24 protein-coding genes are annotated in these 25211 nt (G+C 74.9%); 12 read left to right on the top strand and 12 right to left on the bottom strand.

All coding sequences use genetic code 11. The annotated features are described in order from the left end of the window. Window positions 1-8 precede the first annotated feature (8 nt). Both BJ983_RS28310 and BJ983_RS28315 read left to right on the top strand, forming a co-directional pair. Entirely contained in the window at window positions 9-833 is an 825-nt protein-coding gene (locus BJ983_RS28310) for an SDR family NAD(P)-dependent oxidoreductase (RefSeq protein WP_179796867.1), read from the top strand. A 7-nt stretch (window positions 834-840) separates the two neighbouring features. After that, on the top strand, window positions 841-1251 hold the full coding sequence (locus BJ983_RS28315; RefSeq protein WP_179796868.1) for a pyridoxamine 5'-phosphate oxidase family protein: 411 nt from the start codon (window positions 841-843) through the stop codon (window positions 1249-1251). A 37-nt stretch (window positions 1252-1288) separates the two neighbouring features. On the opposite strand, the gene BJ983_RS28320 is transcribed toward BJ983_RS28315, so the two are convergent. The 3 genes from BJ983_RS28320 to BJ983_RS28330 form a co-directional block, all read right to left on the bottom strand. Further along, the gene (locus BJ983_RS28320) at window positions 1289-3379 is read right to left on the bottom strand and encodes a mannosyltransferase YkcB-related protein (RefSeq protein WP_179796869.1); all 2091 of its coding nucleotides are present in this window, start codon (window positions 3377-3379) and stop codon (window positions 1289-1291) included. A gap of 65 nt (window positions 3380-3444) precedes the next feature. Continuing rightward, on the bottom strand, window positions 3445-4347 hold the full coding sequence (locus BJ983_RS28325; protein ID WP_179796870.1) for a TIGR03854 family LLM class F420-dependent oxidoreductase: 903 nt from the start codon (window positions 4345-4347) through the stop codon (window positions 3445-3447). Beyond that, complete coding sequence (locus tag BJ983_RS28330; protein ID WP_179796871.1) at window positions 4344-5075, bottom strand: type 1 glutamine amidotransferase; 732 nt, start codon at window positions 5073-5075, stop codon at window positions 4344-4346. The genes BJ983_RS28325 and BJ983_RS28330 overlap by 4 nt, the downstream gene beginning before the upstream one ends. Window positions 5076-5117: 42 nt before the next feature. Between BJ983_RS28330 and BJ983_RS28335 the strand changes: the two genes are divergently transcribed. Further along, complete coding sequence (locus BJ983_RS28335; protein WP_179796872.1) at window positions 5118-5558, top strand: HIT domain-containing protein; 441 nt, start codon at window positions 5118-5120, stop codon at window positions 5556-5558. Between the two features lie 220 nt (window positions 5559-5778). Then, the gene (locus BJ983_RS28340; protein ID WP_179796873.1) at window positions 5779-6060 is read left to right on the top strand and encodes a hypothetical protein; all 282 of its coding nucleotides are present in this window, start codon (window positions 5779-5781) and stop codon (window positions 6058-6060) included. A 38-nt stretch (window positions 6061-6098) separates the two neighbouring features. Here BJ983_RS28340 and BJ983_RS28345 read toward each other — a convergent pair whose 3' ends face one another. Next, window positions 6099-7127, bottom strand: coding sequence for a tryptophan--tRNA ligase (locus tag BJ983_RS28345; protein WP_343054393.1), 1029 nt, complete (start codon window positions 7125-7127; stop codon window positions 6099-6101). A gap of 42 nt (window positions 7128-7169) precedes the next feature. On the opposite strand from BJ983_RS28345, the gene BJ983_RS28350 reads away from it, so the two are divergent. Next, window positions 7170-7817, top strand: a complete 648-nt coding sequence (locus BJ983_RS28350) for a cyclic nucleotide-binding domain-containing protein (RefSeq protein WP_179796874.1) — start codon at window positions 7170-7172, stop codon at window positions 7815-7817. Between the two features lie 197 nt (window positions 7818-8014). Continuing rightward, window positions 8015-8797 (top strand): hypothetical protein, encoded by a 783-nt coding sequence (locus BJ983_RS28355; protein WP_179796875.1) that lies wholly within the window; start codon window positions 8015-8017, stop codon window positions 8795-8797. Window positions 8798-8846: 49 nt separating this feature from the next. On the opposite strand, the gene BJ983_RS28360 is transcribed toward BJ983_RS28355, so the two are convergent. From BJ983_RS28360 to BJ983_RS28375, 4 genes are all read right to left on the bottom strand, one after another. Next, the gene (locus BJ983_RS28360) at window positions 8847-9566 is read right to left on the bottom strand and encodes a maleylpyruvate isomerase family mycothiol-dependent enzyme (RefSeq protein WP_179796876.1); all 720 of its coding nucleotides are present in this window, start codon (window positions 9564-9566) and stop codon (window positions 8847-8849) included. Continuing rightward, complete coding sequence (locus BJ983_RS28365) at window positions 9560-12661, bottom strand: adenylate/guanylate cyclase domain-containing protein (protein ID WP_179796877.1); 3102 nt, start codon at window positions 12659-12661, stop codon at window positions 9560-9562. The genes BJ983_RS28360 and BJ983_RS28365 overlap by 7 nt, the downstream gene beginning before the upstream one ends. Before the next feature lie 51 nt (window positions 12662-12712). Further along, window positions 12713-13027: a DUF3817 domain-containing protein gene (locus BJ983_RS28370; RefSeq protein WP_179796878.1), complete on the bottom strand. Its 315-nt coding sequence runs from the start codon at window positions 13025-13027 to the stop codon at window positions 12713-12715. A gap of 110 nt (window positions 13028-13137) precedes the next feature. Next, window positions 13138-13353, bottom strand: a complete 216-nt coding sequence (locus BJ983_RS28375; protein WP_246325674.1) for a hypothetical protein — start codon at window positions 13351-13353, stop codon at window positions 13138-13140. 71 nt (window positions 13354-13424) lie between these two features. On the opposite strand from BJ983_RS28375, the gene BJ983_RS28380 reads away from it, so the two are divergent. Continuing rightward, window positions 13425-13667 carry a hypothetical protein gene (locus tag BJ983_RS28380; protein ID WP_179796879.1) on the top strand — a complete coding sequence of 81 codons (243 nt, stop codon included), beginning with the start codon at window positions 13425-13427 and terminating at the stop codon, window positions 13665-13667. An 18-nt stretch (window positions 13668-13685) separates the two neighbouring features. Here the strand turns inward: BJ983_RS28380 and BJ983_RS28385 are convergent, their stop codons facing one another. Beyond that, complete coding sequence (locus BJ983_RS28385) at window positions 13686-14255, bottom strand: TetR family transcriptional regulator (protein WP_179796880.1); 570 nt, start codon at window positions 14253-14255, stop codon at window positions 13686-13688. 81 nt (window positions 14256-14336) lie between these two features. Between BJ983_RS28385 and BJ983_RS28390 the strand changes: the two genes are divergently transcribed. Further along, window positions 14337-15224 carry an SDR family oxidoreductase gene (locus BJ983_RS28390; protein WP_179796881.1) on the top strand — a complete coding sequence of 296 codons (888 nt, stop codon included), beginning with the start codon at window positions 14337-14339 and terminating at the stop codon, window positions 15222-15224. 84 nt (window positions 15225-15308) lie between these two features. Here BJ983_RS28390 and BJ983_RS28395 read toward each other — a convergent pair whose 3' ends face one another. Continuing rightward, a complete protein-coding gene (locus BJ983_RS28395; RefSeq protein WP_218890518.1) occupies window positions 15309-16184 on the bottom strand; it encodes a LysR family transcriptional regulator in 876 nt (291 codons plus the stop codon). A 71-nt stretch (window positions 16185-16255) separates the two neighbouring features. On the opposite strand from BJ983_RS28395, the gene BJ983_RS28400 reads away from it, so the two are divergent. The 4 genes from BJ983_RS28400 to BJ983_RS28415 all read left to right on the top strand — a co-directional run bounded on the left by BJ983_RS28400 (window position 16256) and on the right by BJ983_RS28415 (window position 24373). After that, complete coding sequence (locus BJ983_RS28400) at window positions 16256-16933, top strand: alpha/beta fold hydrolase (protein WP_179796882.1); 678 nt, start codon at window positions 16256-16258, stop codon at window positions 16931-16933. Window positions 16934-16939: 6 nt separating this feature from the next. Then, window positions 16940-19051, top strand: coding sequence for a prolyl oligopeptidase family serine peptidase (locus BJ983_RS28405; RefSeq protein WP_179796883.1), 2112 nt, complete (start codon window positions 16940-16942; stop codon window positions 19049-19051). A 175-nt stretch (window positions 19052-19226) separates the two neighbouring features. Further along, window positions 19227-22655 carry a GH12 family glycosyl hydrolase domain-containing protein gene (locus BJ983_RS28410; protein ID WP_179796884.1) on the top strand — a complete coding sequence of 1143 codons (3429 nt, stop codon included), beginning with the start codon at window positions 19227-19229 and terminating at the stop codon, window positions 22653-22655. Window positions 22656-22711: 56 nt separating this feature from the next. Next, on the top strand, window positions 22712-24373 hold the full coding sequence (locus BJ983_RS28415) for an acetolactate synthase large subunit (RefSeq protein ID WP_179796885.1): 1662 nt from the start codon (window positions 22712-22714) through the stop codon (window positions 24371-24373). Window positions 24374-24382: 9 nt separating this feature from the next. Here the strand turns inward: BJ983_RS28415 and BJ983_RS28420 are convergent, their stop codons facing one another. Beyond that, a complete protein-coding gene (locus BJ983_RS28420) occupies window positions 24383-24826 on the bottom strand; it encodes a pyridoxamine 5'-phosphate oxidase family protein (RefSeq protein WP_179796886.1) in 444 nt (147 codons plus the stop codon). A 100-nt stretch (window positions 24827-24926) separates the two neighbouring features. Continuing rightward, entirely contained in the window at window positions 24927-25172 is a 246-nt protein-coding gene (locus tag BJ983_RS28425) for a DUF2795 domain-containing protein (RefSeq protein ID WP_179796887.1), read from the bottom strand. Between the last annotated feature and the right edge of the window lie 39 nt (window positions 25173-25211).

The following is a 25211-nucleotide window of genomic DNA, read 5'->3' on the forward strand; positions in this document are numbered from 1 at the left end:
GGGCCGGGATGCCGCTGCCGCCTCCCGGACCCGACTCCCTCGTCCTCGTCACCGGTGCCTCCTCCGGGATCGGCGCCGAGACCGCGCGCGCCCTCGCGGCGCGCGGCTATCCGACGCTGCTGGTCGCCCGGCGTGAGGACGCGCTGACCGACCTCGCCGCCGAGCTGGGGCGGCGGACCGGCCTCACCAGCGAGGTCCACGCCGCCGACCTCGCCGACGACGAGGCCCGCGCCGGGGTCCGCGACCTCCTGCACCGCGACGACCGCATCGTCGGCCTCGTCAACGCCGCCGGCTTCGGGGTGACGGGCCGGGTGGTCGACTCCGACCCCGAGGCGCTCGACGGCCTGATCCGGGTCAACGTGCTCGCCCTGCACGACCTGTCGGTCGCCGCGGTCGACGCCTTCGTCCGTCGCTCCCGCAGCACCGGTCGGCCGGGCGCGATCCTCAACGTCTCGTCGATCACCGCGTTCCAGCCCCTGCCCGGTGTCGCGAGCTACGCGGCCAGCAAGGCCTTCGTGCAGTCGTTCTCCGAGGCGGTCCACACCGAGCTCGCGGGCACCGGGGTCACGCTGACGACCCTGAGCCCCGGCCTCACCCGCACCGGGTTCGCCGACGCCGCCGAGACCGACGCCTTCGACCGGGCGCCGGGCTTCACCGTCGGCGAGGCCGCGGACGTCGCCGAGGCCGGGGTCGCGGCGATGGCGGCCGGCCACCGCAGCGTCGTCCCCGGACTGGTCAACCAGCTCAGCGCGTTCTCCGGGCGGCTCACCCCGCGAAGCGTGCTGCTGCCCGTCGTCCACCAGGCGATGGACTGGTTCGGCGGGCGGGGATGATCTCGCCATGACCGTCACCCCGGCCGATCTGCACGCCCGCGGCGAGGAGTTCGCCGAGTTCTGGCGCGAGTACCACCTCTGCACCCTCACCACGTTGCGGCGCGACGGCAGCCCGCACGTGGTCCCGGTCGGGTGCACCCTTGACCTGGACACGGCGATCGCCCGCATCATCACCTCCGGTCCCAGCCGCAAGGCCGCGCACGTGCGGCTGGGCGGGCACGGCGGGGCGCGGGTCGCGGTCAGCCAGGTCGACCGCGGGCGCTGGTCGACGCTGGAGGGCCTCGCGGTGGTGCGGGACGACCCGGAGTCGGTCGCCGACGCCGAGGCCCGCTACGCCGCGCGCTACCGCACCCCGCGGGAGAACCCGCGTCGTGTGGTCCTGGAGATCACGCTGACGCGGGTCCTCGGGTCGCGCTGACCCCGACGACGGGTGCTGCCGCGCGGGAGGCGCTCGGTCACGACGTCGGGTGGGTCAGGTCGTACACGACGGTCCCGCCCACGGTGGTCGCCGTGTAGTGCTGCTTCACCCAGGCCGTGATCTGCACGGTGGCGTCGGAGCCGCCGGTGTCGGGCACCGACGTGAGGCCCTCGCCGAGGAAGTAGTGCACCTGCCCGGTGGCCACGAGCTGCTGGAAGGCGGCCGGCGTGGGGGAGGGGTCGGTGCCGTTGAATCCGCCGAGCGGCATCACCGGCGACCCGCTCGCGAGCTGGTAGCCGGCGGCCGGCATCGACCCGACCGTCGCCGCCACCCACGTGTAGCCGTCTGCCCCGGCCTGCAGGAACGACGTCAGCTGCGCCGACGGTTCCGAGGCGCGCAACAGCTGCATCGCGCCGCCGGGTCCGCCCGGTCCGCCCGGTCCGCCCCGTCCGGCCCCGCCCCCACGTGGCAGCGACGACGCGTTGCTGCCACTCGGTGACAGCGACGACGCGTTGCTGCCACCGGGGGGACGACCCGGCCCGCCCTGCCCCGGATCACCCCGGCCCGGTCCACCGGAGCCCGGGCCGCCCCGGCCCCCGGGACCACCGAAGCCCGACGAGGGACCCGCCGTCGGGATGATCGCGGTGTGGGCGGTGGCGGCCGTGACGGCGGCGTAGGCCGTGGGACCACCGAGGGCCGCGACGAGGGCCGCGGTCAGGACCCCGAGCACGAGGACACGGCGGCCGGCGAGCAGGAGCCCGAGCACCGCGAGCGCCCCGGCGACGAGGACGACGACGCGCAGCCACGAGACGAAGGTCGGGGTCTCGCGGAGCAGGTACCAGGACCAGACCGTGGTCACCGCGACCGCCGCCGCGAGGGTCCACCGGGCCCGTGCACGCCACGCCTCGACCACACCGACGGCGGCGAGTGCGGCGATCCACGGTGCGAGGGCCACCGCGTAGTAGGGGTGGATGATGCCGGCCGCGAGGCTGAACACGCCGCCCGTGACGAGCAGCGATCCGCCCCAGAGCAGCACAGCGGCGCGGCGCCGGTCGGTGCGGGGGGTGCGGCCGACCCACACGAGCAGCGCGATCGCCAGGATCAGCGCGAGGGGCAGCAACCAGGCGACCTGGTTCGCCATCGACCCGGTGAACAACGCCGACCAGGAGTCCGTGGAGGTCGTGCCACCGGCGCCCCCACCACCACCTCCGCCCGGCATCCCGCCGCCCCCGCCGCCGAGCTGACCGGTCTCGTCCCCCGTCAGGCGACCGACGCCGTTGTAGCCGAAGGCCAGCGACAACACGCTGTCGTCCTGCGACCCGCCGACGTAGGGCCGCGACGACGCCGGCCACAGCTCGACCACCGCGACCCACCAGCCCGCCGAGACCAGCAGCGCGGCGGAGGCGGGCAGCAGCGCGACCAGTCGACGACGCCAGGTGCCCGGGCCGGCGACGAGGTGCACCGCGGCGAGGGCGGGCAGGACGAGGAAGGCCTGCAGCGACTTCGTCAGGAACCCGGTCCCGACGCACGCCGCCGCCAGGACCAGCCACCACGTCGACGCCCGCAGCGTGCCCGCGTCGACCGAGCGCACCAGCGCGTAGGCGGCCGCGACGAGCAGCAGGCAGAGCAGGGCGTCGGGGTTGTCGAAGCGGAACATGAGCACCGCGACCGGGGTCAGCGCGAAGGCGAGGCCCGCGAGCAGCCCGGCGACCGGGCCGGACCAGCGGCGCACCCCCGCCGTCAGGAGCCCGACCGCCGCGACGCCCATGAGCGCCTGCGGCACGAGCACCGACCACGACGAGAGCCCGAACGACCGCACCGACAGCCCCAGCACCCACAGCGATGCGGGCGGCTTGTCGACCATGATCGAGGCGGGGGCGTCCGAGGCCCCGAAGAACCAGGCCTTCCAGCTCTGTCCACCGGCCTGGGCGGCCGCGGCGTAGAAGGCGTTGCCCCAGCCGCTCGCGGACAGCCCGATCAGGTAGAGCGCCGCCGTCCCGATCAGCAGGGCCGTCAGGAGGAACGGGTACCACCGTCCGCCGCGACCGCGATCCGAACGAGCGGCGCTTTCGCAGCTTCTACGTGCACGAGAGTGCCGTTCGTTCGGATCGGTGGCGAGCAGGCTCATGACGACGAGCGTGCGGCGGCGCCGTGATCAGCCCGTATGTCCGGCCTGTGCCGCGGCTGTGCGGCTCAGGTCTGCAGCGGGGCGAGCTCGGCGGCGAACCCGTCGAGGAAGTCGTCCCACGAGCCCGGCGAGACTGCGGGGCGCACCACGAACTTGGTGATCCCGGCGTCGACGAACTCGCCCACCAGACCCTTCGCCTCGGCCCAGCCGGCCGCGACGAGCTTGCCCGGGTCCTCGGTGTCGAGCCGGCGACGGGCCGTGGAGGCGCGGGCACGGGCGCGGTCCTCCTCGGTCGCCCCTTCGGGCAGGACGAGCAGGTTGGTGCCGTAGTGGTCGTCCTCGACGGCGCGCCCGGCCGCGTCGGCCGCCTCGGCGATCACCCGCCGCGCGGCGCCCGCTTCGTCGGGGGTCACGAACGACGCGAGCCAGCCGTCGGCGAGGCGCCCCACACGACGCAGGGCGTCGGGCACGAGGCCGCCGAGCCACAGGTCGAGCGGCTTCATCGGCCGCGGCTCGACGACCGCCTCGTCGAGGTGGAAGAACCGGCCGTGGTGGGTGACGACCGGCTCGGAGAGCAGGCGGCGCACCACGACGAGCGCCTCCTCGAAGACGTCGGCCCGCCGTCCGTCCACCGGGTACATCGTCCGCTCCGCCGGCGTCGCGGGCTGCAGGCCGAACACCGGCAGGATGCGGCGCGGGGCGAGGGCGGCGAGCGAGGCGAGCTGGTGGGCGACGACGGCGGGGTTGCGGCCCGGGAGCACGACCACGCCCGTGCCGAGCTTGAGGTGCTCGGTACGGCCGGCCGCCCAGGCGAGCGCGGTGAGGGGTTCGATCGCGGGCGCGGCGATCCGGTCGGGGAACCACACCGAGTCGATGCCGCGACGCTCGCAGCCGTCGACGAGGTCGCGGGTGGCGACGGCCGGTTCGTCGTCGGTGACGGCCGCGCCGATGCCCAGGCGGACGCTCATGCGTGGACCTCCTGATCCGCGGGGACGAGCCCTGCCCGCACCCCGAAGTCGTCGAACAACCGCCACGATCGCACCCGCGAGGACTCCGCGCGCTCCGCCACCTCGGCCCGCAGCCCCGCCGTCGTGATGCCGAGCTCGTCGAACCGGTCCTCGAGGGCCGTGCCGGTCCAGCGCCCGGCCCAGATCTCGAACTCCTCCGGGGTGATCTCGGGGTGGAACTGCACGCCGAGGTGGCGGTCGAGCCGGAACGCCTGGTCGCAGCGCTCGGAGCGGGCGAGCACCTCGGAGTTCGGCGGCGCGGTGAAGGAGTCGAAGTGGAACTCCATCCACGGCCCGTCGTCGATGGCGTCGCAGAACGTCGAGATGGTGCGGAAGCCGTTCTCGTGCCGCCCGTCGGCGGCGTTGGCGCTGCCGCCGAGCACCCGGGCGAGGAGCTGCCCGCCGAAGCAGATGCCGAGCACGGGCACGTCGGCCTCGATCGCCCGCTGCAGGTACGCGATCTCGGACGCGAGCCAGGGCACGGAGTCGTCCCACGCACCCTGCACCGACCCGAGCACCGCGACCGCGTCCACCGTCGACGGGTCCGGCAGGTCGGTGCCCGCCACGGCCGGGAGCACCGTGATCCCGCGCTCGCGGGCCCAGCTGCCGAGGGTGCCGGACTGCACCAGCACGGTCTCGGGGGACGCGTCGTGACCGATGACGAGCAGGGTCGGGGGAGTCGGTGCCATACCCCGTGCAACGCACCGGGCGTCCACGACCATCCTGGACGCGTGCCGAAACCGTGTGCCTTCTGCGCGATCGTGGCCGGCGACGCCCCCGCCCACGAGGTCCACCGCGACGACGACACCGTCGCCTTCCTCGACGTGAAGCCGATCTTCCACGGGCACGTGCTGCTCGTGCCGCGGCAGCACGTCACGACCCTCGCCGAGCTCCCGGCCGACCGCGTCCCGGGGTTCTTCGCCCTCGCGCAGCGGCTCGAGCGGGCCGTGGAGTCGACGATGGAGGCGCCCGGCTCGCTGGTCCTGATCAACAACGTCGTCAGCCAGTCCGTGCCGCACCTGCACCTGCACGTCATCCCGCGTCGCCCGAAGGACGGGCTGCGCTTCTTCCTCGGGCCGCGTCACCCCTATTCGGACACGGATGAGGCGGCGGAGGTCGCACAGCGCATCGCCGTCGCTCTCAGCGATCTCCCGTCGAGTGAGCACAGCTGATCCGTTCGCCGGTACGCGAGAAGCGCCGATCAGCGCCTGCCGGGGGTCCGAACGGCGCTGAGCGGTTCGCGAGACGCGTCAAGCGGTCTCAGGTTGTGCGTCCGATCGAGTGGTTTGGCCCCCTGCTCACCGGTTGTGCTGCGATAGTCACGGTGCGCGGACGGGGCGGTACGGCGACACGGCCGATCACCCACCGCGACGACGAGGCGGAGGTGGGGAGATGACGGTCCTGAGCTGGGTCGCCGTTCTCGTCGGGGCGTGGTGCGCCGTCTCGGTCCTGGCCGCCCTCGGACTCGGCGCCCTGCTGCGCCGGGGCGCGGCGGTCGACGACGAGCTCGCCGAGCAGGGCCGCGAGCGCGACCTGCGCGGCCCGCTGGCCATGTGGCTCGCCGAGTTCTCCTCCGTGCCGGACACCCCGGCCGCCCTGTTCGACGAGGTGCCGACGCAGCGTCGGCCCCGCGACGTCGACTCGGGCATGAACGAGGTCCCCACCGCGCGCTGAGCGCGGCCGCCGGGGACGACCCGGCGTCGGGAAGGACCTCAGGCGATCCCGACGGCGTGGCGCACCGAGCGCAGCACCCGGCTCGCCCGCTCGTGGGCGATCTCGCCGCCCTTCGCGAGCGCGTCGTCGAGCTCGCTGCCCGGCTCCATGAGCGCCTCGTAGCGCTCCCGCATCGGGCCGAGGCGCTCCTCGAGCACGTCGGCGAGCTGGTTCTTCAGCTCGCCCCACCCGACCCCGCCCGCCTCGAGCCGGGCGCGCGTGTCGGCGACGACGTCGTCGGGCGCGAACTGCGCGAGGATCTGGAAGACCGCCGACGAGTCCGGATCCTTCGGGTCCTCGACCGGCGTGGAGTCGGTCGGGATCCGCCGCACCAGCTTGCGCAGCTTCGGCGCCGCGAGGAACAGCGGGATGTAGTTGTCGTAGGACTTCGACATCTTGCGCCCGTCGAGCCCGGGCAGCGTGTGGCCCGTCGTCTCCGGCGGGATGACGGCCTCGGGGATCGGGAAGCGGTAGCCGCGGTCGCCGTAGAGGTGGTTGTAGCTGCCGGCGATGTCGGCGGCGATCTCGACGTGCTGCTGCTGGTCGCGTCCGACCGGGACGGCGTGCGCCTCCATGATCAGGATGTCGACGGCCATGAGGATCGGGTAGTTGTAGAGCCCCATGTTGATCCCGGCGTCGGGGTCCTCGCCCGCCGCGACGTTGGCGTCGCGCGCCGCCTTGTAGGCGTGCGCCCGGTTCATCAGCCCCTTGCCGGTGATGCAGGAGAAGATCCAGCTGAGCTCGAAGGTCTCGGGCACGTCGGACTGGCGGTAGAACACCGTCCGCTGCGGGTCGAGGCCGGCGGCGAGCCAGGTCGCGGCCACCGAGCGGGTCCAGTGCGCGAGGAGTTCGGGGTCCCGGGCGGTGGTCAGGGCGTGGTAGTCGGCGATGAAGTACAGCGACTCGTAGTCGCCCGTGGCCAGCTCGATCGCCGGCTCGATCGCCCCGATCAGATTGCCCAGGTGGGGTTCCCCGGTCGGCTTGACGCCGGTCAGGGAGGTCTTCCGCGTCGCTTGCGCACTGCTCACGGTGATCGAGCCTATCGCTCGCGCGCACTAGGGTTCCGCGACGTGGAGCTGCTCGCGGACATGTCGGCCGAGGACCGCCGTCAGGTGCTCGCGAGCGGTCGGCGGCGCCGGTTCTCCGCGCGCGAGGTGGTCTTCCACGAGGGCGATCCGGCCGACACGTTCCTGCTCATCGACGCGGGTCGGGTCGCCGTGCGGGCCGCGACGCCGATGGGGGACACGGTGACGTTCGCCGTCGTCGGGCCGGGGGAGACGGTCGGCGAGCTGGCCCTCATCGACTCCGGCGCCCGGCGCTCGGCCTCGGTGGTGGCGCTGGAGGCGACGGAGGCGTGGTCGTTCGGCGCCGAGACCTTCCACCGGCTGCGCCGCACGAACGCGGGCGCCGACGCCTTCGTCCTGCAGACGCTCGCCGGCCAGGTACGGCGGCTGTCCGGGCTGCTCGTGGAGGCGCTGCACCTGCCGGTCGAGGCCCGGGTGCTGCGCCGCCTCGCCGACCTCGAGCGGCAGTACCGCGGCGAGTCGACGCCGACCCTCATCCCGCTCACCCAGGAGGAGCTGGCGTCGTTGGCCGGCGCCAGCCGCGCGACGGTGAACAAGGTGCTCCGGACCGTCGCCGCGGAGGGGCTGCTGGAGCTGCGCCGTGGCCGCGTCGCGGTGCTGGACCGGGCGGGGCTGGAGCGGGCGGCTTCCTGACGGCAGGTCGTCCCCGTCGTGGCAGGAAAGCGTCGTTGCTGTCATCCAGTGGCAGTGACGTCACATCGTCGGGACCGCGTTGGCGCCGCTGTGTCGGATCCCTGACACAACCATGGTCACCGGGTGGACGGACGGATCGCGGCGCGGCGGGCAGGGTTCTCCTCAGCGCGCTCGAACCACCTCAGGAGGCCCCGGCGATGCCCGTCACCACGGACCCGATCTACTCCGCCACCGGCCTCATGACGACCCCCCGTCCGACGCGCTCCGTCCCCCGCGCCCCGCAGGAGCAGCCGATGGACGCCCACGCCCTGGCCGAGGCGGTGTTCTCCCGCCGGTTGTCGGCCGACGAGCGTGCCGAGCTCGACCGCTTCTGGCGCACCGACTGGTCCGCCCACCGGCTCTCGCTCGGCGACGCGGGCGACCGGTCCCTGGCGGCCACCGCCGTCGCGTTCGGCACCCCCGTCTTCCACGGGTCCGGCGCCGGCTACGCGCTGACCTTCCACCCGGACGCCGAGGTGGTCGGCGCGGTGCGTCGCGGTCTCGGCCGGCCCGCCGCATGGCGTCCCGCCCTGCTCACCACCCGCGCCCGGGTGCTCGACCTCGTCGACGTCGAGGCGCTGCACCCGTCGGCGGAGGAGCTTCTCGCCGCCCTCGACGAGCGCCTGGCCCGCGGCCCGGTCGAGCTCACCGTCCCGGCCGCGGCGCACGTGCGCGCCCACCTCACCACCCGCTGCGACGGCGTCGCGACGATCGAACTGGTGATCCCGGGCGCCTCCTGCCCGTCCGCGGCGTTCCTGGAGGCCGCGCTCACCTGCGCCGGCACCGGCCACCTCGCCACCACCCGGCCCTACGTCACGTCCGCCACCACCGGAGAGCGCGGCCCGGTCCTCGACCGCATCGGTGCGATCCAACGCGAGTTCGGCCGCATGCGCCCGGGCGCGGTGATGCTCGCGCACCGCACGTGGTGGCGAGCCTGGTGAGCAGTAAGGGTCGGTATCACGACCTTTTCTGCTCACGAGGCGAAGCCACCTAGGGCCCCGGGAACCACGCCTTGAACGCCCGCGCGCCCTCGTCGACGTCCAGCGCCGGGTCGTCGACGCCGGTGCGGCCGAGCGCGAAGCGCAGGACGGCCGTGTCGGAGGAGCCCCGCACCGACACGGTCGGCGCCGCGTCCACGGCCTGCCACGTCGCGTCGACCACGCCGAACCGCAGGTCCACCGTCGGTCCGGTCAGACCCACGACGGTCCCCTCCGCCGGCACCTCGGCCGCCAGCACCGGCAGCACCGCGGCGAGCACGACGGACGTCGCCGTCACGACGTCCGCGCCCAGCGCCTCGTCGCGGCCCATCGCGGCGAGCACGTCGTCGGCGTGCACCCCGGCCTCCATCGTGAACACCTGCAGCGCGAACGGGCTCGGCACGGCGCCGAACGGGATCTCGACGGCGTCCCCGAGCTCCGCCGCCCGGTCCAGCTCGCCGACCAGGGCCGCGACGGAGGCCCGCAACGCCGGCTCCACCCCGTCCCGGCCGCCGCTCGGTTCGGTCCCGACCCCGCTGCCCGCCTCGCCCGACCGCGACCGCCGCAGGGCGTCCGCCTCCATCGACGTGCCCCACGCCGCGTGCCGGGTGAGGTCGAGTAGCGACCAGCCCGCGCAGCGCGTCGGCCGCTCCCACCGGTCGTCGGGAAAAACCTCGAGCACGGAACCCCAACAGCGGGCGACGGCCTCGCGGGCCTGGTCGGCGGTCAGCATGCGGTGCGTCCTTCGTGACGACGGAGCTCGGCGCGGGTCGCGTCGGCGGCGCGCACGGCCCCGGTGGACTCGTTGAGGGCGAGGGCGGCGTGGAACAGCGGGCCGGCGTCCTGGCCGGCGGCGCGGGCGGCCAGGCCGCGGACGTGGTCGACCGCCCCGAGGCACAGAGCCCCCGAGCCGACCACCCCGACGAGCCCGGCCCACGGCGCCAGCAGCCGGCCCAGCGTCACGCCCGCCGCACGGTCCCCGAGCAGCGCGGCGACCTCCGCGCACTCGCCGAGCACGAACGCGCGGGCAGCGTCGTCCCCCGCCGCCGCGAAGTCGTCGACCGCCAACCGCCCGAGCAGCGCCGCGGCCTCGTCCGGTCGGCCCGCGCGGGCGGCGGCGACCGCCACGTGCGCCCAGGTCCGCCCGCCCACGGTCTCCGCCACGCGCCGCAGCGTGGGCAGGGCGAGCTCCGGCGTCCCGAGCGCGGTCTGCAGCGTGAGCAGCTGCACCGAGTGCACCTGCCCGGCGTCGCCGTAGTGCCAGCGCTCGCCCTCCACGCGGAAGTGCTCGACCGCCTCCGTCGCGGCGTCGAGGTCGCCGTGGTGGAGCAGCATCGCCGCCCGCCACATCGCCGGGTACCAGAGGTGCAGCGGTCGCCCGAGCCGCACCGCGAGCGCCGACGCCTCCTCGACGAGCTCCTCCGCCTCGGCCGTGGCCCCGAGCTCGAGCAGATCCACCATCCGCAGGCGCAGCGCCTCGAACTCGCGCTCGCCGTCCCCGGCGGCCCGGGCGGCGCGGAGCAGCTCCGAGTCGGAGGCGAGGCGGGCCTGCAGCGCGGTCGGGGCGGCGAGGGTGGGGCGGCGGGCGAGCAGCGCGTACGCGAGGGCGCCCGGGTCGTCGGCCCGCCGGGCGAGGGCGACGGCCTCGTCGCCGAGCGCACCCGCCGTCGGGACATCGCCGCCGTAGCCGTGGGCGCGGGCCGACGCCGCGAGCAGCCGGGCCCGCAGCCCGGGCTCGCCGTCGGGGGTGAGGGCGAGGGCCTCGTCGAGCAGCGCGAACGCCCGGGCGCCCCACTCGGCCCGCGGGAGCCGGCTGTCGAACAGCGCGTCCTCGTAGCCGAGCGCGGCGGCCGCGCGCGTGGCGTACGTCCCGGGGTCCGCGGAGCCGGTGACCTCGGCGAAGGCCGCCATCGCGGCGGGCAGCCGCCCCGCGCGGCGCAGCGCCTCCGCGCGCCGGAGCCGACGGCGGGCCTGGTCCTCGCCGGGTCGGGGGTCGGCGGCGGAGCCGAGCTCGTGGGCGCGGGCGAAGAGCTCCGCGGCGTGCAGCGGCTCGGTCTCCAGCGCGGCCTCGCCCGCGGCGGTCAGCGCCTCCGCGGCGCGTCGGGCCAGCGCGACCCGGTCGAGCCGGCTCCCCAGCGCGGGGGCCTCGGCGTGGGCCTCGGCGAGGTGCCGCCCGACGAGCTCGACCCGGCCGCCGCGGCGGTCCAGCCAGCTCGCGAACCGCTCGTGCAGCTCGGCCCGGCGGGCACGGGGCAGCGTCGCGTAGGCCGTGTCCCGCAGCAGGCGGTGCCGGTAGGTGTACGACGACGGGTCCATGACGTCGACGTGGGGACCGGTCAGCAGGCCGGTGCCGGTCAGCTCGGCGAGCGGGACGTCGGGGTCCGCGACGCCCAGGTCGGGGAGGGCCGACGCGGGCAGCGTCCGACCGGCCACCGAGCCCTGCCCGAGCAGCGCCCGCGACCGGGACGGCAGGGCGTCGAGCTGGCCGAGGTAGATGGCGCGCACGGTGCTGGGCACCACGGGGTCGCCCGTGCCGCCGGCCTGCTCCCACGCCCGCAGCAGCTCGACGACGAACAGCGGGTTGCCGCCCGCTGCGCGCCGGACCTGCTCGACGACGGGGGCGGCGAGGTCGGGCGCGCGGTCGGTGACCAACGCGGTGATCTCGTCGTCGGGCAGCGGGTCGAGCACGAGGACCTCGCCCGGCGGGACGTCCCCGTCCGGGCGGGCGGTGGTGACGACGAGCCGGGTCGCGCGGTGCGGGGCGGCGGTGGCGTGGTCGAGGAACGCGTGCAGGTCGGGCCCGGCGAGGTGGACGTCGTCGAGCACCCACACCGGCGTGGGGCCGTCGGGCTCGCCGTGCGCGTCGAGGACGGCCGTCCACGAGGTCCACAGCTCCTGCGGGCTTCCGGTGAGCGGCTGCCCGGTCAGCAGGGCAACGGTGTGGCGGGCCGACACCTCGGCGCGCGGGCCGGTGTGGCCGTCGCGCGCGAGCCGGGCCCCGACGTCGTCCGGGACCACGCCCGCCGCCGTCAGCAGCGCCGCGACCGGGGCGTAGACGGGCTCCTCCCGGCGCACGCGGACGAGCCAGACCGGGGTGTCGGACCGGTCGCGGAACTCCTCCACGAGCCGGGTGCGCCCGACCCCGGGGGGAGCCAGCACGGTCAGCCGCTCCGCGCCCCGGGTCGCCCGGTGGGCGGCCTGCAGCCGGGCGAGGTCGGCGTCGCGCCCGCGGAGGCGGTTCCGGTCGCGTCGGGCTGCGACCGCGCGACCGGCCACCCGGTACGCGGGCACCCGCTCGGCCTTGCCCTTGAGCGTGACCTCGCCGAGCGGGTCGAGCGCGACGACGGTCCCGACGGCGAGCGCGGTCTCCGGACCGACGACGACGGTCCCAGGCTCCGCCGCGGCCTGCAGCCGGGCGGCGGTGTTGACGACGTCGCCCGAGAGACGCCAGGTGCCGTCGGCGGCCCAGGTGACCACCACCTCGCCGGTGTGCACCCCGACCCGCGCGGCGAGCGTGCCGGGCGCGAGCCCGAGGTCGGCCTCGACGCCGGCGAGCGAGTCGATGATCGCGAGCCCGGCGCGGACCGCGCCCACCCCGTCGTCGGGACCGAGGACCGGCAGCCCGAACGTGGCGAGCACGGCGTCACCGATGTACTTCTCGACCTGCCCACCCGCCGCGGCGACCAGCCCGGCCACCTGCGCGAAGTAGTGCTCCTGCAGGAGCGCGACGTCCTCGGCGTCGAGCTCCTCGACCAGGCTCGTGAACCCGACGAGGTCGACGAACAGGACGTGGACGAGGCGCCGCTCCGGGTGGCGCGCAGTCGTCACGCTCCACATTCAACACGGCGAGATCCCGTCGCGCATCGTCCCTCGGTCGGACTATCGGAGGAGGCCGCGCCGGTACACGGAGCGTTCGAACCACAGGGTGGTCAACGGCGGGATGCTCGCGACGAGCCCGATGATCGTCGTGCTCCACCGCCATCCGAACGTGCGCGCGGCGAGCAGCGTGACGATCACGTAGGTCACGAACAGGACGCCGTGGATCGGGCCGAAGACCTTCACCCCGATGTCGTCGAACACCACGAGGTACTTGAACACCATCCCGATCAGCAGGCCCGTCCACGAGCACGCCTCGGCGATCGCGACGGCACGGAAGATCGTGGCCAGGGGGAGGCGGGTGAGCGTGCGGGTCACGCCCGGGCATCTTTCCCGACGTCGGGTCGGTGCCGGTGTGAAGCGGGCCCTGATGTCAGCGGTGGCACACGGCTGACGCTCGGTGTCAGCGGTGGCACACCGCTGACCGGTCAGCCGTCCTGCTCGTCCGCGCTGTCGACGATCCGGCGGACGCTGTTGCGGTGGTAGCCGGTCAGCTCGGCGACCTCGGTGACGGTGACCCCGGCGGCCAGCGCGTCGCGCATCGCCTCGCGGAACTCGGCCTCCGCGGCGTCGGCGGCCCGGCGGGCGGCCTCGCGTTCCCGGAGGGCGGCGTCGAGACGCGCACGCACTTCCCTCGGGTCCACCACAGCACCGTGACGTGCACTGGTCGTAGTGCATGACGCCAGACTGCTCGTGCACCAGGTATGGTGCACGCATGACCCCGCGTTGGCTCCTGCACGCCCGACTCTTCCGCGGGACGCTCGACGCTCCGGTGCGCAACGAGCTCCGCACCGCCGAGTCCGACGACCGGGAGGCCCTCGAGCTGCTCGCGGACGACCTGCGGGAGCGGGGCTGGCGGGTGTGGCTCTACGAGCGGCACCCGGCCCGGCCGGGGAGCCTGGAGGTGGCCGGCCGGCAGGAGCGGTCGTGCGTCGTGCGGGAGTGGCGCCCGGTCTGAGTCAGCGGCCGGTCCGGGTCAGCGCAGGGTCGCGGCGGCCGTGTACAGGGCGTGCAGCTCGGCGCGGGCGAGCTCGCCGTAGGACGGGCCCTCGCCGTCCGACCAGCGGTCGAACGCGCGGTGGAAGGCGTCGACGCCGAGTCCGGCCGCGATCCCCGCCGTCGGGTCGTCGATCTCGCGGCGGTGCAACGCCTCGGTGAGCACGCCGACGAGGTGGGCCCGCTTGAACGCGGCCCGTTCCCGCAGCTCGTCGGAGCTCCCGACCACGGCGTGGAGCCGCGGACCCCACGCGCGCTGCTCCGGGGTGAACGCCGCCGTCGCGTGGTCGAGGGCGGCCCCCACGACCTCGAGCGGGGTCGCGCCCTCCGGTGCCCGGGCCGCCCCCTCGCTGAGGAGGGAGCCGTGCTCCTCCTGACCCGCGAACAGCGGTTCCCGCTTGTCGGGGAAGTGTCGGAAGAACGTCGCCTTCGTCAGGCCGGCGCGCTCCGCCACCTGGGCCACGGTCGTCGTCTCGTAGCCCTGCTCGGCGTACAGGTCGATCGCCGCCTGCACGAGTCGCAGGCGGGCGTCCGGTTCCCAGCGGGCCACGGGTCGAGCGTAGCGATGAGACAGCGTCTCGTCACGGTGCTACGGTGATGAGACACGGTCTCATCGACAGGGGAGTTCGACATGCAGGTGTTCGTCACCGGCGGTACCGGGACCATCGGGTCGGCGGTCGTCGCGGAGCTGCTGGACGCGGGGCACGACGTCGTCGGGCTCGCCCGCACGGAGCGTTCGGTGCAGGCCCTGACGGCGGCCGGCGCGCAGGTGGTGCGCGGTGGGATCGCCGACCTCGACGTGCTGCGCAAGGGCGCGGCCGCGGTCGACGGCGTCATCAACCTGGCCTTCGACCACGGCAGCGAGACCAGCGACGCCGCCGCCCTCGACCGGTCGATCGCCGAGGAGGCGGCGGCCCTGGAGACCCTCGGGCAGGCGCTCGTGGGCAGCGGGCGCCCGATCGTCACCGTCTCGGGCACGCCCTGGGTCCCGGGCCGCGCGTCGACCGAGGAGGACCCGCTGCCGATGGAGGGGCCGGTGGCCGGGCGGGCCCGGTCGGTGACGGCGCTACTGGCGCTCGCGGACCAGGGCGTGCGCACCTCGGCCGTCCGCATCCCGCGCACGGCCCACGCCGACGGGCAGGGCGGGTTCGCGGGCCTGCTGACCGACCAGGCCCGCCGGACCGGGGTGGCCGGCTACCCCGGCGACGGCGCCCAGCGCTGGCCGGCGGTCCACGCCCGGGACGCCGCCGTGCTGTTCCGGCTCGCCCTCGAGAAGGCCCCGGCGGGCACCGCGTGGCACGCGGTGGCCGACGAGGCCGACGCCGTCCGCGACATCGCGGCGGTGATCGGCCGGCGCCTGGGGCTGCCGGTCCGGGCGGTCCCGACGGAGGACTTCGGTCCGTTCGGACCGATCTTCGCGATGGACCAGCCGTCGTCGAGCGCGCACACGCGCGCGGCGCTGGGGTGGGAGCCGACCCACCCGTCGCTGCTCCAGGACCTGGAACTGCTCGAGCCCTGAGGCGCTGCCGTGCGGCGAGACGTCACCCATCGGTCCGGGCCGGGGAGCCTGTGCCCGATGGATGACGTCTCGGGGGGCCTCGGCTCATCGAGCCGCCAGGAGCGCGTCGGTCACGGCGGCCGCCGCGGGGCTCACCGAGCCCCGCGGCCGCGCCAGCACCAGGCGGGCGCGGACGTCCGGTGCGTCGAGCGGCACCGTCACGAGGTCCTCGGACCGGAGGGCGGACAACGACGCCGGGAGGACGGCGACGCCGAGACCACGGGCGGCGAGCCGGGCCAGGACGGCCGGGTCGCTGGCGGAGCACGTGACCCGCACCGCGACCGGGGCGCACGCCAGGTCGAATGCCTCCCGCAGCGCGTTGCCCTCCACCGGCGCGACGACGTCCCGGCCGTCGAGGTCGCCGGGCACGACGGTGCGGGCGCCCGCGAGGGGGTCGTCCGGCGGGACCGCGACGACGAGCGACTCCTCGGTGACGGGGTCGGTGACGAGGTCGTCGGGCACCCCGCCCGCGGCGCCGACGAGGGCGACGTCGAGCCGGCCCTCGCGCAGCATCGCCGTCAGCCGCCCGGAACTCGCCTCGACCAGCGAGCACGTCACCCCGGGGTGGGCCGCCGCGAAGTCGGCCAGGACGCCCGGGACGTCGAGGAACGGCCCGCTCGTCACCATCCCGACCCGCGCCGTGCCCCGCAGCAGTCCGTCCAGGTCCGCCACGACCTGCCGCACCCCGGCCACGGCGGCCAGCGCCGCCCGCGCGGCCGCGACCACCTCGGCGCCGACGGCGGTGGGTCGCACCCGCTGCCCGGCCCGGTCCACCAGCTCGTGGCCCAGCTCCCGCTCCAGCTTGCGGACCTGCGCGCTCACGCCGGGCTGGGCCACCCGGAGCCGTTCCGCGGCGCGGGTGAAGCCGCCGTCGTCCACGACGGCGACGAGGTACTCGAGCTGGTGGAGCTGCACGTCCATCACCGTTGCTTCTGACGACGGGTACGAGCAAGTCTTGGACTTCTGCCCGCGGCGCGCCGAGGCTCGTCGTCATGAACGTCGTCCTGATTCCCGGGGCCTGCCACGGCGCCTGGTGGTACGCACCCGTCGTCGAGAACCTGGCCGCCCGCGGGCACCGGGCCCTCGCGCTGACCCTCCCCGGTCTGTGCGAGCGGGCCGAGGAGCAGGGCGCGACGCTCGCCGCGCACGTGGCGGACGTGACCGCGACCGTCGCCGCGCTCGACGGGCCCGTCGTCCTCGTCGGGCACAGCTACGGCGGGATGGTGGTCGCGGGAGTGGCGGACGCGCTGCCGGAGAAGGTCGTGGGGCTGCTGTCGGTGGACGGCTTCGCCCCGGCGGACGGGGACTCCTGCTGGTCGAGCGTCGACGACGCCATGCGGGCCTGGTACGTCGACGCGTCTGGCCGCAGCGGAACCGGGGTCGACCCGATGCCGCAGTTCGACCCGCGCACCACGCCGCACCCGCTGGCGTCCCTGGTGCAGCGCATCCGGTTGACCGGCGCGTACCGCGGGCCGCAGCACTACGCGCTCGCGGCCGACCCGGCGTGGGCCGTCGTCTCGCCGTTCCCGGTGATCGCCGACCGCCTGCGCACCGACCCCGCGTGGACCGTCACCGACCTCGCGACCACGCACAACGTCCTGCGCGAGGGCCCGGACGTGCTCGTCGCGGCGATCGAGGCGCTCCTCGCGGAGGTCGACCAGGCAGGATGACCGGCCGTGGCAGCACCTGCTGATTCCTTCCCCCGCCGCCAGGCCGCGACCCGGCGCTTCACCCTCGGCGCCCCGCGCGGCGTGACGGTCGCCCCGGACGGCTCGCGCGTGGTCTTCCTGCGCAGCCGCGGCGGTGACGATCCGGTGACCTGCCTGTGGGTGCTCGACGTCGCGAGTGCCGAGGAGCACCTGCTGGTCGACCCACTCACCCTCGACGTCCCGGGGGAGGAGGACCTGCCGCCCGAGGAGAAGGCGCGCCGCGAGCGGGTGCGGGAACAGTCCGGGGGCGTCGTGGACTACGCGACCGACCAGGCCGTCGAGACGGCCGCCTTCGTGCTCTCGGGGCGGGCGTTCACCGTCGCGCTGCGGCCCGGGGCGGCCCCGCGACCACTGCCCGTCGACGGCCCCGTCGTCGACCCGCGGCCCTCGCCGGCGGGCGACGCGGTCGCCTTCGTCCGCGGCGGGGCGTTGCACGTGCTCGTCGGCGGCACGGAGCGGGTGCTGGCGACCCCCGAGGCCGAGCACGTCACCTACGGGCTCGCCGACTTCGTCGCCGCGGAGGAGATGAACCGCTACCGGGGCCACTGGTGGGCGCCGGACGGCCGGTCGCTCGCGGTCGCGCGCGTCGATGACTCCGCGGTCACCCGCTGGCACATCGCCGACCCCGCGAACCCCGTTCGCGAGCCCTCCGTCGTCGCCTACCCCGCCGCCGGGACGACGAACGCGACGGTGACGCTGCACCTGATCGGCCTCGACGGGACCCGGGTGGACGTCGAGCAGCCCGACGAGTACCTCGCCGACGTGCACTGGGACTCCCACGACCTGCTGCTCACCACCTCGCCACGCGACCAGCAGGCCGTCACGCTGCGCCGCGTGGACCCGTCGTCGGGACGCTCCGCGGTGGTGGTCAACGACGTCGACGACGCCTGGGTCGACCTGGTGCCCGGGGTGCCCGCCCATCTCGACGACGGGTCGCTGGTGTGGTGCGCCGACATCGCCCTTCCCGACGGCACCGACGCCCGGCGGCTGGTGGTCGACGGTTCCGCGGTGACCGGACCCGAGTGGCAGGTCCGGGGCGTCGCGGCGGTCGACGGCGCGACGGTGCTGTTCACGGCCTCGCGGACCGGTACGCCGACGTCGACGGTGCTCGCGGTGTGGTCGCGCGAGGCCGGCGTGTCGGTGGTGAGCGCGGAGTCGGGCGTCGCGTCGGGCCGGCTCGCGGGTGGGGTGCTCGTCGTCTCGCAGGCCTCGCTGGAGCACGACGGGTCGGTGACGACGGTCCGCGGCCCCGGGTCGTCGACGGTGCTGCGCTCGTTCGCGGAGTCACCGAACCTCGAGCCGCGCGTTCACCTGTTCGCGGCGGGGGAGCGGGGGCTCGCGACCGCGGTGCTGCTGCCCCGCCACCACATCCCCGGCTCCGAGCGGCTCCCGGTCCTGCTCGACCCCTACGGCGGCCCGCACGCCCAGCGGGTCCTCGACGCCCGCGGCGCCTTCCTGACGAGCCAGTGGTTCGCCGACCAGGGCTTCGCCGTCGTGGTGGCCGACGGACGGGGGACACCGGGCCGCGGCCCCGCCTTCGAGCGCGCGGTGGACGGCGACCTCGCGGCGCCGGTGCTGGAGGACCAGCTCGCCGCGCTCGAGGCGGCCGCGCGGGAGGTGGAGGACCTCGACCTGTCGCGGGTGGCGATCCGCGGGTGGTCGTTCGGCGGCTACCTCGCGGCCCTCGCCGTGCTGCGCCGCCCGGACGCGGTGCACGCCGCGATCGCCGGTGCGCCCGTGACCGACTGGGCGCTCTACGACACCCACTACACCGAGCGCTACCTCGGGACGCCCCAGGGCCGCCCGGACGCCTACGAGCGCTCGTCGATCATCGCCGACGCCGGACGACCGGCGTCGTCCGACGCCCCCAACCGGCCGCTGCTGCTCATCCACGGACTCGCCGACGACAACGTCGTGGCCGCCCACACGCTGCGCATCTCCTCGGCGCTGCTCGCCGCGGGCCGTCCGCACCAGGTGCTGCCGCTCTCGGGGGTCACGCACATGACGCCGCAGGAGGTCGTCGCCGAGAACCTGCTCCGCCTGCAGGTGGCGTTCCTCAAGGAGTCGTTGGCCCCCTGATGGCCCCCTGATGGCAGGAAAGCGTCGTTGCTGTCATCCAGTGGCAGGGAAGCCACATCGTCGATCGGCTCCGGGAAATCGGGGCCACGAGTTTCTCCAAACGGCACCCACGCGCCGCGCCGACCGCCGACTCTGATGTCCGGTTCGGGGTCACGGCGGACGGTGGAGGACTCGGGTGGGCGCGGCGGACGTGCGGCTGGAGGTGGTGCGCGCCCCCGGCGGGGTGGTGGTGCTCGCCGACGGGCGGCCCCTCGCGGTGCCATCGGGCGCCGACCCCCGGGCGGTGGCGGTGGGCGCCGCCCAGCGGCACGCCGCGCGGAACGGCCGCGTCCTGCAGGTCGACCTCGTCGACGGCGGGGTCACGCGCCTCGCGGTCGGTCCCGGCGGCGCGGTCGATTCCTTCCCGACGCCGGGTGCGGTCGATCCGGGGAGGCCGGGCGCGGCCGTCCGGGTGCCCCCGCCCCGCGCTGCGGCCCCGCTGTGGTCGGCGCCGATGGAGGACCCGCGGCCGGCGGAGGACCCGCGGCCGGCGGTGGCCTCGCGGTCGGTGGAGGACCCGCGGTCGGTGGAGGACCCGCTGTCGGCGCCGGCCGAGCCCTCGCGACCGGCCGCGGCACGTCCGTCCCGCGGGCGACGGCCCGTGCCCGACGCGACGCCGCCGGACCGTCGTCCCGTCAGCTCCCTGGTCGCCGCCGCGCTGGTGGCGGTCGCCGTGCTCGTCGGCGCCGTCGGCACGGGCGTGGCCACCCTCGCGTCCTCGCAGGCGCTGCCGGACTCCTGCCGCCCGGTGACGCTCTACGCGGTCGGTGGCGCGGGCGGTGGGTCGGAGGTGCTCACCGCCGTGACCGATCCGCTCGCCCGGCAGTTCGGCGAGAAGGTCTCGGTGGTCACCGTGCCGCCACCCGCGGCCGGTGGCTCCTACGCCACGGCGGAGTCGGCGGCGGTCGGTGCGCTCTCCGATGCGGTGGGCGACCACGTCGAGGGCTGTCCCACCGGGTCGATCATGCTCTTCGGCTACTCGGCCGGCGCCCAGGTGGCGGGCGACCTGGCGTCCCGGATCGGCACCGGGCTCGAGCCCCGCATCCCCGACGACCTCGTCCGCGCGGTCGGGTTGTTCGGCGACCCCGCCCGGAGCCCCGCCACCCGCGCCGTCCCCGAGGGCACCACCGGGCAGGGCGTGCTCCCGCCGCGTGCGGTCGGCTTCGGGACCCTCGATGCCCGCACCATCCAGATCTGCGCACCCGGCGACCCCGTGTGCGACAGCCCGGCGACCGCCGCCGACGCCTCCCTGGAGCAGGCGCTCGCCTCGCCCGTGCACGCCACGTACTCCGAGCTCGCGATCGCACAGGGCACCACGGCCCCACAGTGGGCGGTCGGGTCGCTCGGCAAGGTGGTCGCGGCGGTGCCGACCGACGCGGGCCCGGCGCCGGCCACGATCACCACCCCGACGACGACGGGTGCCGGGAGCGCGACCGGCTCGGCATCGCCCGGGGCGGGGTACGAGGAGGAGCCGGGGGCCGGCGACGTCACGACCACTCCCATCCCCGGTGCGGCGGAGTCGGACGGCGACGGTGGCACGGCGACGCAGGCCCCGGGCGGTGGTTCCGCCGGCGACGCCACCGCCACCCGGGCCCCGGGCGGCGATTCCGGCGGGGACGTCATCGCGGGCCCGGGCACTGATTCCGGGGGCGGTACCGGCCTGACCCCGGGCACCGGGTCCGGCGGCGACGTCACGGCGACCCGGGCGCCCGGATCGGCGGGCGGTAGCTCCGGGGAGGCGACGACCCGGGCGCCCGGATCGGCGGGCGGTAGCTCCGGGGAGGCGACGACCCGTACTCCCGCCGGCACGGCCACCGGCCGTCCGGGCAGCGACGCCGGAGGCGACTCCGGGGGCGTCACCGCCACGCGAGCTCCCGGTGGCACGTCGACCCGCGCCCCGGACCCCGGTTCTGGCGACGTCGCAGCGACCCGCGCGCCCGGCTCGACCACCCGCGCGCCGAGCTCCAGCTCGACCGGCGACGCGTCGAGCGGGACGACGACCCGCCGGTCGGGCTCGCCGAACCCGACCGGGGAGGACGGGGACGACCCGTCGTCGGGAACGGAGGGCGGTGACCTGCAGGGCCGCGCGACGAAGGCGGCCTTCTCGCTGACGAACGGGCTCGCCGGCTTCAAGTCGACGCCGTGGAACAACCAGAACGCGACCGACCCGTCGGACGCCGAGTCCCCGAACGTGCCGGGCCGCGAGGCGGTGAAGTTCGAGATGCCGGGCGGGGGGAAGCGCACGGAGGCGGAGCCCGACATCCCCGAGTTCCAGGACGGCGAGACGAAGTTCGTCGGCTACTCGGGCTTCTTCGACCAGGGGTTCCCCACCGACACCGGGACCTGGCAGCTGATCATGCAGTTCAAGCAGCCGGGCACGGGGAGCCCGCCGCTGGCGGTCGAGGTGGGGAACGGGCAGCTCCGGTTGGCGAACAACGGGGGCAACCAGAAGGACTTCTGCCCGGTCGGGCCCGGGGCCTTCTCCTTCCAGCTCGGCATCACCTTCGGCGGCGGGATCGACGCCTACTGCAACGGGCAGCAGACCCTGTCCGGCTACCGGACGCCCGAGTCGAACGTGAAGGGCAGCGCCTACCTCAAGACGGGCATCTACCGCGACGAGTCGATCGGTCAGGACAGCACGCTGTTCCTCAACGACCTCAAGATCGGCGATGACCTGGCCGCGGTGTCGGGGCTGGCCGGGGCCGCCGACGGCGGGAGGCCCAGCAGCGCGTCACGGGAGAGCAGCGACGCTGCCGACGCCACGACGACGAGCCGGGCCCCGACCCGCTCGGGCGCGACCGCAGCCCCGGCCACGGCCGCGCGGACGGGGAGCTCCGCACCGGCGTCGTCGCGGTCGACCGCGGCGGCCGAGACCGCGAACGTCAGCGGGACGCAGGTGTGCGACAAGTTCGGGTCCACCGAGATCGCGGGCGGCGCGTTCATGGTGCAGAACAACGAGTGGGGCGCAGCCGACGGCCAGTGCATCACCGCGACGACGCAGGGCTTCACCGTCGACTCGGGCGACCACAGCAAGGACGACGCCCCGGCCTCCTACCCGTCGATCATGTCCGGGTGCTGGATGGGCACCTGCACCGAGGGCACCACTCTGCCGCGGCGGATCAGCGAGCTCGGCCCGATCAGCTCCAGCATCGCGGGCGAGATCCCGGCCGGCACGAAGTCCAACCTGGCCTACGACCTCTGGGCCGACCGCACGCCGAAGGAGAACGGGCACAACGACGCCGTCGAGCTGATGATCTGGCTGAAGGAGACCGGCGGGATCAAGCCGATCGGGCAGCAGGCCGGGACCGCCACCCTCGGCGGCGCGACGTGGGACGTGTGGAAGGGCGAGAACGGCGGGGTGAACGTCATCTCCTACGTCCGCCAGGGCTACGTCGACCGGGCCGACGACCTGCCCCTCGCCGACTTCGTGAACGACGCCGTCGCGCAGGGGTCGGTGCAGGCCACCGATTTCCTCACCAACATCCAGGCTGGCTTCGAGCCGTGGACCGGCGGGCCGGGCATGGCATTGACCCGGTTCGACGTCCGCTACGACGGGAGTGGGTGAGCGAACCCCGACACCGGGTACAGCTCCGGGCGTCGACGACCGAAGAGGAGCGTGGCGTGAGGGCGAGCGATCTGTTCGTGCGGTGTCTGGAGGCCGAGGGTGTCGAGTACATCTTCGGGGTGCCCGGCGAGGAGAACGCCGATCTCCTCATGTCGATGCGCGACTCGGAGATCCGCTTCGTCCCGACCCACCACGAGTCCGGCGCGGCCTTCATGGCCGACGTCTACGGTCGGCTCTCCGGGCGGCCGGGGGTGTGCCTGTCGACCCTCGGCCCGGGGGCGTCCAACCTCGTGACGGGCGTCGCGAACGCGAACATGGACAACTCCCCGGTCGTGGCCATCACCGGGCAGGGTGCGACCACGCGGCTCCACAAGGAGTCGCACCAGGCGATGAACGTCGTCGAGATGTTCACGCCGATCACCAAGTGGACCACCTCGCTGCGGGACGAGACGACGATCCCCGAGGTCATCCGCAAGGCCTTCAAGCTCGCGGTCGCCGAGAAGCCGGGCGCCACGCACGTCGAGCTGCCCGAGGACATCGCGAAGCACGAGGTGGAGAGCGCGCCGATCGTGCCGCCGGAGAAGGTGCGGCGGCCGGTGCCCGACGAGAAGTCGATCCAGGCCGCCCTCGACCTCATCGCGCGGGCCGAGCGGCCGGTGCTGCTCGTCGGACAGGGCTGCGTCCGCACCCGGGTGAGCCGGCAGCTGCAGCGCTTCGTCGAGGCGAGCGGCATCTACGCCGGCATGACGTTCATGGGCAAGGGCGCGCTGTCGGACCGCCACGAGCGCAGCCTGTACGCCGTCGGGCTCGGGTCCCGCGACTACGTCACCGAGGTCTTCGAGGCTGCCGACCTGGTGATCGCGGTCGGCTACGACATGGTCGAGTGGCCGCCGTCGCGCTGGAACATCGGGCGCACCAAGCGGCTGCTGCACATCGACTTCGACCCGGCTGAGGTCGACGGGGCCTACCGCCCGAACGTCGAGATCGTCGGCGACATCGCGGCGACGCTCTGGGCGATCAACGAGGGACTCACCGAGCGGCACCGCTTCCCCGACATCGAGGCCCACGCCCGGGCGCGGGCGAACCTCACCGAGGAGATCACCGAGGGCGGCGCGTCGTCGGAGGCCGAGACCGGCGACTTCCCGATGAAGCCGCAGCGCATCCTGGCCGATCTGCGGGCCGAGATGGACGACGACGACATCCTGATCTCGGACGTCGGCGCTCACAAGATGTGGATCGCGCGGCACTACCCGACGTACACGCCGAACAGCTGCATCATCTCCAACGGCTTCTGCTCGATGGGGATCGCCGTGCCGGGCGGGGTGTCGGCGTCGCTGGTGCACCCCGATCAGCGGGTGGTCGCCATCTCCGGCGACGGCGGGTTCCTCATGAACGGCCCGGAGCTCGCGACGGCGGTGCGCCTCGGCGTCGCGCCGGTGAACCTCGTCTGGGAGGACAACGGCTACGGCCTGATCTCCTGGAAGCAGGAGGTCGAGTTCGGCCGCCACTTCGGCACCGACTTCCCCTCGCCCGACCTGGTCAAGATCTCTGAGGGCCTGGGCTGCCACGCCCGTCGCCTCGAGAGCGCCGACGAGCTGCGACCCGCCCTCAAGGAGGCGTTCGACCAGCGCGACCGGCCGTCGGTGATCGTCATCCCGGTCGACTACCGGGAGAACGTCAAGCTGACGAAGCGCCTCGGGCAGCTCATCGCCCGGTGATCGGGAGGGTCAGGTCCGCTCCACCCGGCGGACCTGACCACCCGGACGCCACGACTCGATCACCAGCCGGTCGCCCGAGTCGGCGATCCGGGTCAGCACCACCTCGGTGACGTCGAGGGCGAACGACGCCCCCTCCTCGGCCGGCGGCCCGCTCCGGGCACGCCCGGACACCTTGGCCTCGCCGGGCCACTGCGACGGGTCCTCCGGGGGGTCGACCGACGGCGAGTGCAGCGCCACGCGCGGGTCCCGCCGCACGTCCGCCAGCTTCACTGAGCCCGGCATCATGCCGAACGTCAGCTCGCCGTCCGCGAACTCCGTCTCGATGCCGCTGATCCGCGGCGACCCGTCGGCCCGCAGGGTCGCCATCGTCTTGTGCTTGCCACGCTCGAAGCAGGCCCGCACCGCCGCGGCCAGCTCGGGCGCCGCCGCCTCGACCTCGCTCCACCCCGTCACTCGCGCAGGTCTAGCAGCGACCCCCGACAACGTCACCGACTAAGCGGCTGCCCTGCCACTGGACGACAGCAACGACGCTTCGCTGCCACGGAGGGGGTGCTCAGCGGTCGGCGTCCGACCCCGGTCGGTGCGGCACCGCGTCCAGGACCTCGTCGAGCGAGCCGTACGAACCCTCCGGCAGCGCGGCGAGCGCCGTGAGCGTCTTCTCGTCGACGTCGCGGTCCGTGGCATAGGCCACCACGTCGTTCCGGTCGGCCGGGAAGTCCTTGCCCTGCAGGGCCTTGCGGACGCGGGCGTCGTCGCGGTCGGTCATCGGTCCGGCTGCCCGTCCCGCGTCGTTCTTCACACCCGATGTCCTTTCGTGGGCGAACGATCCAGACTGGGA

Origin of the sequence: Actinomycetospora corticicola, assembly GCF_013409505.1 — a bacterium.
Lineage (GTDB): Bacteria > Actinomycetota > Actinomycetes > Mycobacteriales > Pseudonocardiaceae > Actinomycetospora > Actinomycetospora corticicola.

What these genes read in the sequence shown, in the direction of transcription:
- BJ983_RS28310 (WP_179796867.1), top strand. Translation starts at nt 9, where the DNA reads ATGCCGCTGCCGCCTCCCGGACCCGACTCCCTCGTCCTCGTCACCGGT.
- BJ983_RS28315 (WP_179796868.1), top strand. Translation starts at nt 841, where the DNA reads ATGACCGTCACCCCGGCCGATCTGCACGCCCGCGGCGAGGAGTTCGCC.
- BJ983_RS28320 (WP_179796869.1), bottom strand. Translation starts at nt 3,379, where the DNA reads ATGAGCCTGCTCGCCACCGATCCGAACGAACGGCACTCTCGTGCACGT.
- BJ983_RS28325 (WP_179796870.1), bottom strand. Translation starts at nt 4,347, where the DNA reads ATGAGCGTCCGCCTGGGCATCGGCGCGGCCGTCACCGACGACGAACCG.
- BJ983_RS28330 (WP_179796871.1), bottom strand. Translation starts at nt 5,075, where the DNA reads ATGGCACCGACTCCCCCGACCCTGCTCGTCATCGGTCACGACGCGTCC.
- BJ983_RS28340 (WP_179796873.1), top strand. Translation starts at nt 5,779, where the DNA reads ATGACGGTCCTGAGCTGGGTCGCCGTTCTCGTCGGGGCGTGGTGCGCC.
- BJ983_RS28355 (WP_179796875.1), top strand. Translation starts at nt 8,015, where the DNA reads ATGCCCGTCACCACGGACCCGATCTACTCCGCCACCGGCCTCATGACG.
- BJ983_RS28360 (WP_179796876.1), bottom strand. Translation starts at nt 9,566, where the DNA reads ATGCTGACCGCCGACCAGGCCCGCGAGGCCGTCGCCCGCTGTTGGGGT.
- BJ983_RS28380 (WP_179796879.1), top strand. Translation starts at nt 13,425, where the DNA reads ATGACCCCGCGTTGGCTCCTGCACGCCCGACTCTTCCGCGGGACGCTC.
- BJ983_RS28390 (WP_179796881.1), top strand. Translation starts at nt 14,337, where the DNA reads ATGCAGGTGTTCGTCACCGGCGGTACCGGGACCATCGGGTCGGCGGTC.
- BJ983_RS28395 (WP_218890518.1), bottom strand. Translation starts at nt 16,184, where the DNA reads ATGGACGTGCAGCTCCACCAGCTCGAGTACCTCGTCGCCGTCGTGGAC.
- BJ983_RS28400 (WP_179796882.1), top strand. Translation starts at nt 16,256, where the DNA reads ATGAACGTCGTCCTGATTCCCGGGGCCTGCCACGGCGCCTGGTGGTAC.